Raw genomic sequence first — 12,992 nt, forward strand, 5'->3', positions numbered from 1 at the left:
CGGCCACGTTTTGGACGCGGGATTACCCTAGGAAAACACGGAAAATTTCGCCCTCACCCGAACGGCGGACGAACGAAAAAAAGCCCGCCGAAGCGGGCTTTTTGAACGCAATGCTGAAAACTTACAGCACCGACTTGAGCAGCTTGCCCATTTCGGAGGGGTTGCGCGTGGTGCGGATGCCGCAAGCTTCCATCACTTCCAGCTTGGCGTCGGCCGTGTCGGCGCCACCGGAGATCAGGGCGCCAGCGTGGCCCATGCGCTTTCCAGGAGGTGCGGTGACACCAGCGATGAAGCCGACGACCGGCTTCTTCATGTTGTCCTTCGCCCATTCCGCAGCGTTGACTTCGTCCGGACCGCCGATTTCGCCGATCATGATGACGGCGTCGGTGTCGGGATCGTCATTGAACATCTTCAGGACGTCGACGTGCTTCAGACCGTTGATGGGGTCGCCACCGATACCGACGGCGCTGGATTGACCCAGGCCCAGTTCGGTGACTTGCGCCACGGCTTCGTACGTCAGGGTGCCCGAACGGCTGACGATGCCGATACGACCCTTGCGGTGGATGTGACCGGGCATGATGCCGATCTTGATTTCGTCCGGCGTGATCAGGCCGGGGCAGTTCGGGCCCAGCAGCAGCGTCTTGCTGCCCTTGGCCTTCATGCGGTTCTTGACTTCCAGCATGTCGCGGACCGGGATGCCTTCGGTGATGCAGATCACCAGATCCAGTTCGGCTTCGACAGCTTCCCAGATGGCGGCGGCAGCGCCGGCGGGCGGCACGTAGATGACGGACACGGTTGCGCCGGTGTCAGCCTTGGCTTCCTTCACCGAAGCGAAGATCGGCACGCCTTCAAAGTCTTCACCCGCTTTCTTGGGGTTCACGCCGGCCACGAAGGCGGCTTTGCCATTGGCATACTCACGGCACATACGGGTGTGGAACTGGCCCGTCTTGCCCGTGATGCCCTGGGTGATGACTTTGGTGTCCTTGTTAATCAGAATCGACATTTGTGAATCCTTGGCAATTTCTTTTACCGCCGGGCCGTCCCAAGGTGGCAAGCTCCCCCATGGGGGGCAGCTAGCCACGAAGGGGCGCGGCGAGGGGGCATATTTACTTGACGGCGGCTACGACGCGGGTGGCCGCTTCGGCCATCGTGTCGGCGCTGATGATCGGCAGGCCGGAGTCGGCCAGCATCTTCTTGCCGAGTTCTTCGTTGGTACCCTTCATGCGCACGACCAGCGGCACGTTCAGGTTGACGGCCTTGCAAGCCGCGATCACGCCTTCGGCGATGACGTCGCAGCGCATGATGCCGCCAAAGATGTTGACCAGAATGGCCTTCACGCTCTTGTTCGCGAGCATGATCTTGAACGCTTCGGTGACCTTCTCGGCCGTAGCGCCGCCGCCGACGTCCAGGAAGTTGGCCGGCTCGCCGCCGAACAGCTTGATGGTGTCCATCGTGGCCATGGCCAGACCGGCGCCGTTCACCAGGCAGCCGATGTTGCCGTCGAGCTGGATGTAGGCCAGGTCGAACTTGCTGGCTTCGATTTCAGCGGGATCTTCTTCGTCCAGGTCGCGGTAGGCGACGATTTCCGGGTGGCGGAACAGGGCGTTGGAGTCGAAGTTGAACTTGGCGTCCAGGGCGATGATGTTGCCCTTGCCGTCGCGGTTCAGCGGGTTGATTTCAACCAGCGACGCGTCGGTGTCCATGTAGCACTGATACAGCTTCTGGAACACGTCCACGGCTTGGGCGGTGGAGTCGGCGGGCAGGCCGATCGCGTTGGCGATCTTGGTGGCTTGCTCGGCGGACAGGCCGGTCAGCGGGTCGATGTATTCGGTGATGATCTTCTCGGGAGTGGAGTGAGCCACTTCCTCGATGTCCATGCCGCCTTCGCTGGAGGCGATGAAGGCGACCTTCTGCGTGGCGCGGTCAGTGACCAGCGACACGTAGTATTCCTTTTGAATGTCGGCGCCGTCTTCGATGTACAGGCGACGAACCTTCTGGCCTTCCGGGCCGGTCTGGTGCGTGATCAGCTGCATGCCCAGGATTTCCGAGGCCAGCTTGCGCACGTCGTCCAGCGAGCGCGCCAGCTTGACGCCGCCGCCCTTGCCGCGGCCGCCCGCGTGAATTTGTGCCTTGACGACCCACACCGGTCCACCCAGCTTTTCAGCGGCAGCCACGGCCTCGTCGACGGAAAGAGCGGGGATCCCGCGCGGCACCGGGATGCCAAATTGCTTCAGCAGTTCCTTGCCTTGATACTCGTGGATTTTCATGTGTTACCTGTCAGGACGTATGAGAAAGAGAAGGTGAATCGGAGGACGAATCGGCCGATGCCTCAGCGCTACCCCCGGTGTACCACTTGGGATAGTGCTCAGCCACCACCGGGCCGCCAGTGCTGAGCGCATGACAGCCATCCAATTGGAATGGACGCCGGTTCGGGTTGGGTTCCTGCCGCCGGCGGTTGGCCATGGTCTGGACCGCCGCGGTGGGAAGCACCTGCGACAGCTCGGTCATGTGCGTACAGCCCTCTACATGCCCGAACCGCTCCTTGACCTGGCGGCGGAATCCCTTGAGCAGATTCATGCCGATCAAATCAGTGTAAGCGGCCTCGATGGCCATGCAATGACCGCCATAAGGGGCCGCATCATAGACAGCCTGCGCGTCCAAAATCGAGTATTCCTCGTCGATGGTGATGCGCAAATGCATATGGTGGATGGGCTGCCCGGCCTTGAACATCTTGCCGTCGCTCTTGGGGAAATCGTACGCCTTGACGTCGATCAGCTCGGCTTCCAGGTCCCAATTACCGTCTTCGCGCGCATACGACTGCACACGTATGGAACGCGTGTGCAGCGGTTGGCGAGGGTAATCCGGCGGTGGCAAGGGCATTCTGGGGGCCTGCGGGGCGAAGATGGCCTGCGCATGGTGCGCGGCAACAAAACCTTGAAAGTATAGCGCAGGCGGCCCCGGATCAAGCGGCCGGTTTGCTGCGCGGGCTTGTGTCCGTCGCCGTTTTTTCCCGCACCGCCCCCTGCAGAGCGCAAAAAAACCCCATGGGCGGCGCGGGTTGGCGCCCCCATGGGGTTCGGTTCACGCAGGCGGATCGGGGCGTGCCGGCGTCAGGCCGACTGGCGCAGCGCGCGGGCGGCTTGCACCATGCCGATCAGCGCGGCTTCCGTTTCGGGCCACGCGCGGGTCTTCAGGCCGCAGTCCGGGTTCACCCACAGGCGTTCCTTGGGCAAGCGGGCCGCCGCCTTTTCCATCAGGCCGACCATCCAGTCCACTTCCGGCACGTTCGGCGAGTGGATGTCATACACGCCCGGGCCGATGTCATTGGGATAGTCGAAATCTTCAAACGCCTTCAGCAGTTCCATGTTGGAGCGCGACGTTTCGATGGTGATCACGTCCGCGTCCATGGCCGCGATGGATTCGATGATGTCGTTGAACTCCGAATAGCACATGTGCGTATGGATCTGCGTCTCGTCGCGCACGCCGGCCGTCGACAGGCGGAAGCAATCCACGGCCCAGTCCAGGTAGGCCTTCCAATCGGCGCGGCGCAGCGGCAGGCCTTCGCGGATGGCCGGCTCGTCGATCTGGATGACGCTGATGCCGGCCGCTTCCAGGTCCACGACTTCGTCGCGCAGGGCCAGCGCCAGTTGGCGGCACGTCTGCTCGCGCGGCTGATCGTCACGCACGAACGACCATTGCAGGATGGTGACCGGACCGGTCAACATGCCCTTGACCGGTTTTTCGGTCAGCGACTGCGCGTACGACGACCAGCCCACCGTCATCGGCGCGGGACGGGCCACGTCGCCGAAAATGATCGGCGGCTTGACGCAGCGCGAGCCATAGCTCTGCACCCAGCCGTTCTTGGTGAAGGCAAAGCCGGCCAGTAGTTCGCCGAAGTACTCGACCATGTCGTTGCGTTCGGGTTCACCATGCACCAGCACATCCAGGCCGACCTTTTCCTGGAAGCGGATGACTTCCTCGATTTCCTTGCGGATGGCCGTTTCGTAGCCGGAATCCGTCAACGCGCCCGCCTTCCAATCACGGCGCAGCGCGCGGATTTCAGCGGTTTGCGGGAAGGAACCGATCGTGGTCGTCGGATAGGCGGGCAAGCCCAACTCTTCTTGCTGGCGGGCGATGCGGCCGGCGAACGGCGTACGGTCGCGCGACACGGCGGCGGCGCCGGCCATCCGTTGGCCCACGGCCGGGTTGTGAATGCGGGACGACGAGCGGCGGGCAGCCAGCGCGGCGCGCTGCTTGACCAGGCCGTCCTGCACGGCCGCATCCGTTGCGTTGTCCAGGACGCGGCCCAGCAGGCTCAGTTCTTGCAGCTTTTGCGCGGCGAACGACAGCCAGCGCTTGAGCTCGGCGTCCAGTTCCGTCTCATTGGACAGGTCCACCGGCACGTGCAACAGCGAGCACGACGGCGCGAGCCACAGGCGGTCGCCCAATTGCTGCTTGACCGGCACCAGGGCGGCGATGGCCGCGTCCAGATCGGTGCGCCAGATATTGCGCCCGTTTATGACACCCGCGGATAGCACCTGGTCGGCACGCAGGCCGGCTACGACGTCCGCCAGTTGTTCCGGCGCGCGCACCAGATCCACATGCAGGCCGGCCACGGGCAGGGCCTGCACGGTAGCCAGGTTGTCTTTCAGGCCGTCGAAGTAGGTGGCGACCAGCAGCTTGACCGGGCTTGCGGCCAGGGTGTCGTACACCTGCTTGAACGCATCGCGCCACGCTTGCGGCAGGTCCAGCACCAGGATGGGTTCATCGATCTGCACCCATTGCACGCCTTGCTTGGCAAAGCGGGCCAGCACTTCCCGGTACACCGGCAGCAACCCGGCCAGCAGTTGCAGCTTGCCTTTGTCAGCCGCGCCACCCGCAAAGGCGTCGCCCTTGCCTTGATACAGCCAGGTCAGCGGACCCGGGATCACCGGCTTCACGGCGTGGCCCAGCGCTTGCGCTTCCTGGATCTGCTGGAACAGGGACTCGCGGGCAATACGGAAGGTCTGGCCAGGCACCAGCTCCGGCACGATGTAGTGGTAGTTGGTATCGAACCACTTGGTCATTTCGCAAGCGGCGGCGGGCTTGCCCGACGGCGCGCGGCCACGGCCCATGCGGAACAGCGTGTCCAACGTCACCGGCTCGTTGTCCTTCTGGCCAAAGCGCGCGGGCACGGCGCCCAGCAACGTGGTCCATTCCAGGATCTGGTCATACCAGGCAAAGTCGCCCACCGGCACGAACTCCAGGCCGGCCGCTGCTTGCAGCTTCCAGTGCTTGGCGCGCAGCTCGCGGCCCGTCTCTTCCAGCGCTTCGGCAGTTTGCTTACCCGCCCAATAGGCCTCGACAGCGCGCTTGAGTTCGCGTTGGGCGCCAATACGGGGGAACCCCAAATTATGAATCGTAGTCATGACAACACCGCCGTTAGACAAAGTTTGTTCAAGTGGCAGCCATTGTGCAGGCAAACTTACATGAATCAAAATCAATGTCTACATCCATAAGATGAGTAAACCTCATACAATTCGCACTCATCTCTTTCATGCCAGATGCCCATGCTAGAAATCCGCCACCTTGAAACGCTGTCCGCCATCCGTGACGGCGGCAGCCTGCAGGAAGCCGCCGAGCGGCTGCACCTGACCCAGTCCGCCTTGTCGCATCAGTTGCGCGACCTGGAAACCCGGCTGGGCACGCCCCTCTTGAACCGCCGCACCCGCCCCGCCCGGCTGACGACCGCGGGCTTGCGCGTGCTGGCGCTGGCTGACGAGGTATTGCCCCGCATCCGCGCCACGGAACGCGATCTGCAACGGCTGGCGGCCGGCCGCACGGGCCGGCTGCATCTGGCTATCGACTGCCATTCCTGCTTTCAGTGGCTGATGCCGGCGCTGGATGCCTTCCGGGTGCAGTGGCCCGATGTTGCGCTGGACCTATCTGCGGCGTTCTCGTTCGCGCCCCTTCCCGCCCTGGTTCGTGGCGACCTGGATCTGGTCATCACGTCGGACCCGCAGCCCTTGGATTCGGTGCAGTATCTGCCGCTGTTCAAGTACGAACTGGTGCTGGCCGTGTCGGAATCGAATCCCTTGGCCGCCAACAAATTCATCATGCCCGAACAGTTGGCGGATCAGACGCTCATCACCTACCCGGTGGACAAGCAGCGGCTTGACGTGTTCACTGCCTTTCTGGACCCGGCCGACGTTGAGCCGGCGGCGGTCCGCAAGGCCGAGCTGACGCCGATCATTGCGCAACTGGTGGCCAGCAATCGGGGCGTGGCGGCACTGCCGAATTGGGCGCTGACCGAATACATGAATCAGGGATGGTTGCGGCTGTGCCGACTGGGGCCGCAGGGCGTCTGGCGCACGCTGTACGCCACGGTGCGTAGCGAAGACACGGATGCCTCGTACATTGATGAATTCCTGACCATCACGCGCGACGTCTGCTTCAAGACGCTGTCGGGTATCAAGTCGGCCAAGGCGTAAAAAAAAACCGCCTGCGCGGGCGGCTGTAGGGATTAGCGGCTGCGGGATCAGCAACTGCTGGGGGTTAGCGGCTGTAGGAATCAGCCGTTGGGGAAAATCGGCAGTTGTGCGGAATTGGCATGGAGCGAATCCGATCAGTCGTCCTCGCCTTCACCCAGAATTCGCCGGATCACATCGTGCGCAAATCCCCGGCTGGCCAAAAAGCGCGCCTGCTTGGCATAGGCGGCGCGGTCTTCCGGCTTGGCGTCGAAGCGCTTTTTCCAGACTTCCAGCGCGCGGTCGTATTCGGTTGCGCGCAGTTGCTCTCGAAGTTCAGCCACCTGCGTATCGTCCACGCCATGCTGGCGCAATTCCTGCACGATGCGCGCCGCGCCCTGGCGCGATGCGCGGCGATGCACCAGGCTTTGCGCAAACCGTTCGGTAGACAGCCAACCCTCTTTTTCCAGCGCATCCAGCACGCTTTCAATTTCATCGGCGTCTTCGGCGTAGGCGGCTAATTTGCGCGCCAATTCCTCGCGCGCGTGCTCGCGCCGTGACAGGTAGCCGACCGCCCGCATTTTCAGCGACGGCCCTTTCCGGGCTGGCTTGCCGTTGTCAGGGGCGGCGGCTTCGTCTTCAGCAGTGGAACTGTGGCCAGCGGCACGATCAGCGGCACGACCAGAGACACGATCAGAGGCTCGCCCAGATGCCGCGCCGATACGCGATCCGCCGCGCGCATTGCCCCGCTGTTCGGAACTGCGCTGCCAGGTGTCTGGCTCGACAGCGGGCGCCGCCGCATCCCGTTCGCGGCGCGCGTCTGAACTGCGCCGCAAACCTTCCGGCTTGGCGACGGTTTCAAATTCGTCATCCAACTTGGCGCGAAGACGGTCGGCTGACGCGGGGGTCGGTTTCCAGCTCATGCGCTTCCTGCTATGCAAAACGGCAGGCCCGTCATGGCGCCTGCCGCGTGTGGTCGGGTTTGCTGTCCAAGGGTAGCTACCCAACAGCTAGGTACTCGGCACAAAACTGCCAAAGCTGCCAGTGCAACCTGGCTGGCAACCCGTGGGTTCAAACCCCGCGGCTCAAACCCGTGGATGGCTTACTCGGCGGTGTCTTCCACCGTGGGCACGAACTCGGCGGCGCGGCTGACGATGCCCTGGTTCTCGCGAACGCGGTTTTCGATTTCGATGGCCATGTCGCGGTGTTCTTTCAGGTATTCGCGGACGTTGTCCTTGCCCTGGCCGATACGGTTGCCGTTGTAGCTGTACCACGCGCCGGACTTGTCGACTACGCCGGCGGCCACGCCCAAATCAATGATTTCGCCTTCGCGCGAAATGCCGGCGCCATACATGATGTCGAATTCGGCTTGCTTGAACGGCGGCGCCACCTTGTTCTTCACGACCTTGACGCGGGTTTCGTTGCCGACGACCTCGTCACCCTTCTTGATGGAGCCGATACGGCGGATGTCCAGACGCACCGAGGCGTAGAACTTCAGCGCGTTGCCGCCGGTGGTGGTTTCGGGGTTGCCGAACATGACGCCGATCTTCATGCGGATCTGGTTGATGAAGATGACCATGCAGTTGGTGCGCTTGATCGTGGCGGTCAGCTTGCGCAGCGCCTGACTCATCAGGCGGGCTTGCAGGCCCGGCAGGGAGTCGCCCATTTCGCCTTCGATTTCAGCCTTGGGCACCAGCGCCGCCACCGAGTCGATGACGATCAGATCAACCGAGCCCGAGCGCACCAGCGCGTCGGTGATTTCCAGCGCCTGTTCGCCCGTGTCCGGCTGCGAGATCAGCAGGTCGGTGAGGTTCACGCCCAGCTTGTTGGCGTATTGCACGTCAAGCGCGTGTTCGGCGTCGACGAAGGCGCAGGTGCCGCCGATTTTCTGCATTTCGGCGATGACTTGCAGCGTCAGCGTCGTTTTACCGGACGATTCCGGGCCGTAGATTTCAACCACGCGGCCGCGCGGCAGGCCGCCGACACCCAGCGCGATGTCCAGACCCAGCGAGCCCGTGGAAACCACCTGAATATCGTGCGAGACCTCGTTATCGCCGTAGCGCATGATCGAGCCCTTGCCGAACTGCTTTTCGATCTGGGAAAGCGCAGCGGCAAGCGCCTTGGCCTTTTCCGAAGCGGCGGCCTTGGTGGTTTTGTCGTCCATGTAGAGTCCTGTCTGTAACGTATCTGGTGGTTGCGGCGTCAAGAGCCTGAAACTTGAACCGCAGCGTGCTGTTTCGAATCAGGTTCAGATTATTGCATCGGATTGTACTGTACAAAAAACCAGTGTGCCAGAGTTTTCACGTATTCCCTGAGTGGGCAAGTCCCGCCCCGTATGACAGAATCGAAGCCGACCCTGGCGTTGCCCCCCGTTGCATCTTGCAGCGTTCTCTTTTGCCGCTTCCCTTGCCGCTTCCCTTGCCGCTTCCCTTGCCGCTTCCCTTTGCAGCCCCATGCGTATCCTGATCGCCGAAGACGACAGCATTCTGGCCGACGGCCTATCCCGGTCACTGCGCCACAACGGCTACGCGGTTGACGCGGTGCGCGACGGGCTTGCCGCCGATTCGGCGCTGGCGGCCCAGGCGTTCGACCTGCTTATCCTTGACCTGGGCCTGCCGCAGTTGGCCGGGCTGGAAGTATTGCGCCGCCTTCGGGCCCGCAACTCCGCCCTGCCCGTCCTGATCCTCACGGCCGCCGACAGCATCGAGCAGCGCGTGAAAGGCCTGGACCTGGGCGCGGACGACTACATGGCCAAGCCCTTTGCCCTGTCCGAACTCGAGGCGCGCGTGCGCGCCCTGACCCGGCGCGGCGCGGGCGGCGGCGCCACGATGCTCAAGCATGGCCGGCTACTGTTCGACCAGACCGGCCGCGTGGCCATCGTCGACGACCAGACGCTGGACCTGTCCGCGCGCGAAGTCAGCCTGCTGGAAATTCTGCTGACGCGCAGCGGCCGCATGGTCAGCAAGACGCAGTTGGTGGACCACCTGTGCGAATGGGGCGAGGAAGTCAGCACCAACGCGATCGAAGTCTACGTGCACCGCCTGCGCAAGAAGCTCGAACCCAGCGGCGTGAAGATCGTGACGGTGCGCGGCCTGGGCTACTGTCTGGAGCGGGACCAGGGTGCCGCGTACCTCGCCAGTTGATGCCCGGCCAGAGCCACTGAATCAGGAAGCGCTGGATATCATGCAAGCCGGGTCCAAGGGCCCAAGCTTCGCGCCGCCCCAGCGTTCCCTGCTGGGTGAAATCCTGGACTGGATGCTGGCACCGCTCTTCCTGCTGTGGCCGATGAGCGTCGCCATCACTTATGTGGTTGCCCAGAACATTGCCAACGTGCCGTATGACCGCGCGTTGGCCAACAATCTGCATGTCTTGACCCGGCAAGTCCACGTGCAGGACGGCCGCGCGGTGCTGAAGATGACGGATGCCGCGCGTGACGTGTTGCGCGCCGACGAGACCGACAGCGTGTTCTGGCTGGCGCTGGGCAGCCGCGGCGAATACCTGGGTGGCGATCGCGCCCTGCCGCTGCCGGCCACCGTGGGCCAGCCACGCCCGGGCGAAGTCCAGTACGAAGACGACACCTTGCGCGGTTTCGGCGTCCGCCTGGCTTACACCTGGGTGGACCTGAACCTGCCCAACACCCAGCCTGCGCTGCTGATCGTGGCCGAGACCGTGGAAAAGCGCACGCAGTTGGCCAACGACATCATCAAGGGCGTGATCATTCCGCAGTTCGTGGTGCTGCCGATCGCGGTGCTGCTGGTGTGGTTCGGGCTGTCGCGCGGGGTGGCGCCGCTGAACGCGCTGCAGCAACGGCTGCGCGCGCGCCGGCCCGACGACCTGTCGCCCATTGATGAACGGGCGGCGCCGTCCGAAATCGCGCCGTTGGTGGCCGCCATGAATGACCTGCTGGACCGGCTGTCGGCCAACGTCCAGGCCCAGCGCCGTTTCGTGGCGGACGCCGCGCACCAGTTGAAGACGCCGCTTGCCGGCTTGCGCACGCAGGCCGAGCTGGCCTTGCGCGACGCCAGCCCCGAAGAAATGCAGTCCAGCCTGCGGCAGTTGGTGACGGGTTCCGAACGCGCCACCCGGCTGGTCAATCAGTTGCTGCTCCTGGCCCGCGCGGAAAATCCCAGCGCCATCGGGCTGACGCTCACGGACCTCAACGCCATCGCCTATGAACAGGCCATGCATTGGGTGCCGCAGGCGCTGTCGCTCAGTACCGACCTGGGTTTCGAGGGCGCGGATGATCCCGTCAACATCAACGGCAACCCCTTGCTGCTTGCCGAGCTGCTGAACAACCTGGTGGACAACGCGCTGCGCTACACGCCGCGTGGCGGCCATATCACCGTGCGCGTGCTGCGCCGTGGCGACCAGGCGCTGCTGGAAGTGGAAGACTCGGGCCCGGGCATTCCGCCAGACGAGCGCGAACGGGTGTTCGACCGCTTCTACCGCGTGCTGGGCACGGCGTCGGACGGCAGCGGGCTGGGGCTGGCGATCGTGCGAGAGATTGCGCAAAAGCACAGCGCCAGCGTGCTGATCAACGATCACCCCAACCCGCACTCGGACCTGCCGGGCACGCGCATCAGCGTGGTGTTCCCGCTGCATACCGACGCGCCGGATTCGCACGAAAGCCAAGTCCGCCACCCCCTGCGCGCCGATAGGGACTATCCCTAGCTGCGCGCGCAGACGTTACCAACGGTTTCAATTTTAAGATTCAAGTAAGGGTTACGTCAGAACCTCGTCAGGGTTGCGCCTCAATGTTGCGTAAGGCTCGGTGTCGGTGCGTCGGCAAAGAGCTAAGCACGGCGGAAAACCGCCGGCCATAAAACGAGGAGACATCATGAGCACAACAACCATGGCAGGCCGCGGCCCTTCCGCGGAACGGCGCCCGATGACCAAGGAAGAACGCCGAGTCATCTTCGCGTCATCCTTGGGCACCGTTTTCGAGTGGTACGACTTCTACCTATACGGCTCGCTTGCAGCCATTATCGCGTTGCACTTTTTCTCGGGCGTGAACCCCACCGCGGGCTTCATCTTCGCCTTGCTGGCATTCGCCGCCGGTTTTGCCGTGCGCCCCTTTGGCGCGCTGGTGTTCGGCCGGCTGGGCGACCTGGTAGGACGTAAGTACACCTTCCTGGTCACGATCGTGATCATGGGCTTGTCCACCTTCCTCGTGGGCGTGCTGCCCAGCTACTCCAGCATCGGTCTGGCCGCTCCGGCCATCCTGATCGTGCTGCGCCTGCTGCAAGGCCTGGCGCTGGGTGGCGAATACGGTGGCGCGGCAACCTACGTTGCCGAACACGCGCCGCACGGCCGCCGCGGCTTCTACACGTCGTGGATTCAGACGACCGCTACGCTGGGCCTGTTCCTGTCGCTGCTGGTCATCCTGGGCATCCGCACGGTCATGGGCGAAGACGACTTCAAAGCCTGGGGCTGGCGCATTCCGTTCCTGATCTCGGTCGTGCTGCTGGGCATCTCGGTGTGGATCCGTCTGCAACTGAACGAATCGCCGACCTTCAAGCGCATGAAGGAAGAAGGCAAGGGTTCGAAGGCGCCGATCGCTGAATCGTTCGGCCAATGGAAGAACCTGAAGGTCGTGATCCTGGCGCTGCTGGGCCTGACCGCCGGCCAGGCCGTCGTGTGGTACACGGGCCAGTTCTACGCCCTGTTCTTCCTGACGCAAACGCTGAAGGTCGACGCCAACACCGCCAACATCATGATCGCCATCGCGCTCTTGATCGGCACACCCTTCTTCGTGGTCTTCGGCGCACTGTCCGACAAGATCGGCCGCAAGCCCATCATCATGGCGGGCTGCCTGATCGCCGCTGCAACGTACTTCCCGATCTTCCAAGGCATCACGCACTTCGCCAACCCGGCGCTGGAAAAGGCCCAGGCCACGGCGCCCGTGACCGTGATTGCCGATCCCGGCACGTGCTCGTTCCAGTTCAACCCGGTGGGTACCTCGGCATTCACCAGCTCTTGCGACGTCGTGAAGTCCTTCATGGCCCGCAACTCGGTGAACTACAAGAACGAAGCCGCGCCCGCTGGTTCGGTGGCCAAGGTCAAGATCGGCAACGACGAGTTCCAATCGTTCGACGGCAAGGGCATGGCTCCCGCGGACTTCAAGGCCCGCGCCGCTGAACTGGACAAGGCGCTGACCACGGCGATCCGCGGCCACGGCTATCCGGCCAAGGCGGACCCGGCGCAAACCAACTACGTCATGGTGGTGGTGCTGCTGGCGATCCTGGTGCTGTACGTGACCATGGTCTACGGCCCGATCGCGGCCATGCTGGTTGAGATGTTCCCGACCCGCATCCGCTACACCTCGATGAGCTTGCCGTACCACATCGGCAACGGCTGGTTCGGCGGCTTCCTGCCTCCGGTCGCCTTCGCGGTGGTGGCCGCCACGGGCAACATCTACGACGGCCTGTGGTATCCGATCATCATTGCAGTCATGACCCTGGTCATTGGCACGCTGTTCGTGCGCGAATCCAAGGACAACGACATCAACGCATAAACGACCATCCCCCGCCGGGCGGGACTGCTGCG

General features: G+C 63.5%; 10 protein-coding genes. 4 read left to right on the forward strand and 6 right to left on the reverse strand.

Annotated elements, in window-relative coordinates:
- Positions 1–121: 121 nt before the first annotated feature.
- The 4 genes from sucD to metE form a co-directional block, all read right to left on the reverse strand.
- Positions 122–1,003, reverse strand: coding sequence for a succinate--CoA ligase subunit alpha (gene sucD, locus CVS48_RS26815; RefSeq protein WP_006218345.1), 882 nt, complete (start codon positions 1,001–1,003; stop codon positions 122–124).
- Positions 1,004–1,106: 103 nt separating this feature from the next.
- On the reverse strand, positions 1,107–2,267 hold the full coding sequence (sucC, locus tag CVS48_RS26820) for an ADP-forming succinate--CoA ligase subunit beta (RefSeq protein ID WP_100857097.1): 1,161 nt from the start codon (positions 2,265–2,267) through the stop codon (positions 1,107–1,109).
- A gap of 10 nt (positions 2,268–2,277) precedes the next feature.
- A complete protein-coding gene (locus CVS48_RS26825) occupies positions 2,278–2,880 on the reverse strand; it encodes a DUF2889 domain-containing protein (RefSeq protein WP_100857098.1) in 603 nt (200 codons plus the stop codon).
- 230 nt (positions 2,881–3,110) lie between these two features.
- Complete coding sequence (gene metE, locus CVS48_RS26830; protein WP_100857099.1) at positions 3,111–5,408, reverse strand: 5-methyltetrahydropteroyltriglutamate--homocysteine S-methyltransferase; 2,298 nt, start codon at positions 5,406–5,408, stop codon at positions 3,111–3,113.
- A gap of 141 nt (positions 5,409–5,549) precedes the next feature.
- Here metE and CVS48_RS26835 point away from each other — a divergent pair, with 141 nt between their 5' ends.
- Positions 5,550–6,470, forward strand: coding sequence for a LysR family transcriptional regulator (locus CVS48_RS26835; RefSeq protein WP_100857100.1), 921 nt, complete (start codon positions 5,550–5,552; stop codon positions 6,468–6,470).
- A gap of 134 nt (positions 6,471–6,604) precedes the next feature.
- On the opposite strand, the gene recX is transcribed toward CVS48_RS26835, so the two are convergent.
- Complete coding sequence (gene recX, locus CVS48_RS26840; RefSeq protein WP_100857101.1) at positions 6,605–7,369, reverse strand: recombination regulator RecX; 765 nt, start codon at positions 7,367–7,369, stop codon at positions 6,605–6,607.
- Between the two features lie 179 nt (positions 7,370–7,548).
- Positions 7,549–8,610 carry a recombinase RecA gene (gene recA / locus CVS48_RS26845; RefSeq protein ID WP_100857102.1) on the reverse strand — a complete coding sequence of 354 codons (1,062 nt, stop codon included), beginning with the start codon at positions 8,608–8,610 and terminating at the stop codon, positions 7,549–7,551.
- Positions 8,611–8,899: 289 nt separating this feature from the next.
- Here recA and CVS48_RS26850 point away from each other — a divergent pair, with 289 nt between their 5' ends.
- From CVS48_RS26850 to CVS48_RS26860, 3 genes are all read left to right on the forward strand, one after another.
- Positions 8,900–9,589 (forward strand): response regulator transcription factor, encoded by a 690-nt coding sequence (locus CVS48_RS26850; protein WP_006218337.1) that lies wholly within the window; start codon positions 8,900–8,902, stop codon positions 9,587–9,589.
- 112 nt (positions 9,590–9,701) lie between these two features.
- The gene (locus CVS48_RS26855; RefSeq protein ID WP_242001429.1) at positions 9,702–11,117 is read left to right on the forward strand and encodes a sensor histidine kinase; all 1,416 of its coding nucleotides are present in this window, start codon (positions 9,702–9,704) and stop codon (positions 11,115–11,117) included.
- A 181-nt stretch (positions 11,118–11,298) separates the two neighbouring features.
- Positions 11,299–12,960 carry an MFS transporter gene (locus CVS48_RS26860; RefSeq protein WP_167401151.1) on the forward strand — a complete coding sequence of 554 codons (1,662 nt, stop codon included), beginning with the start codon at positions 11,299–11,301 and terminating at the stop codon, positions 12,958–12,960.
- Positions 12,961–12,992 lie beyond the last annotated feature (32 nt).

Origin of the sequence: Achromobacter spanius, from assembly GCF_002812705.1 — a bacterium.
Lineage (GTDB): Bacteria > Pseudomonadota > Gammaproteobacteria > Burkholderiales > Burkholderiaceae_B > Achromobacter > Achromobacter spanius.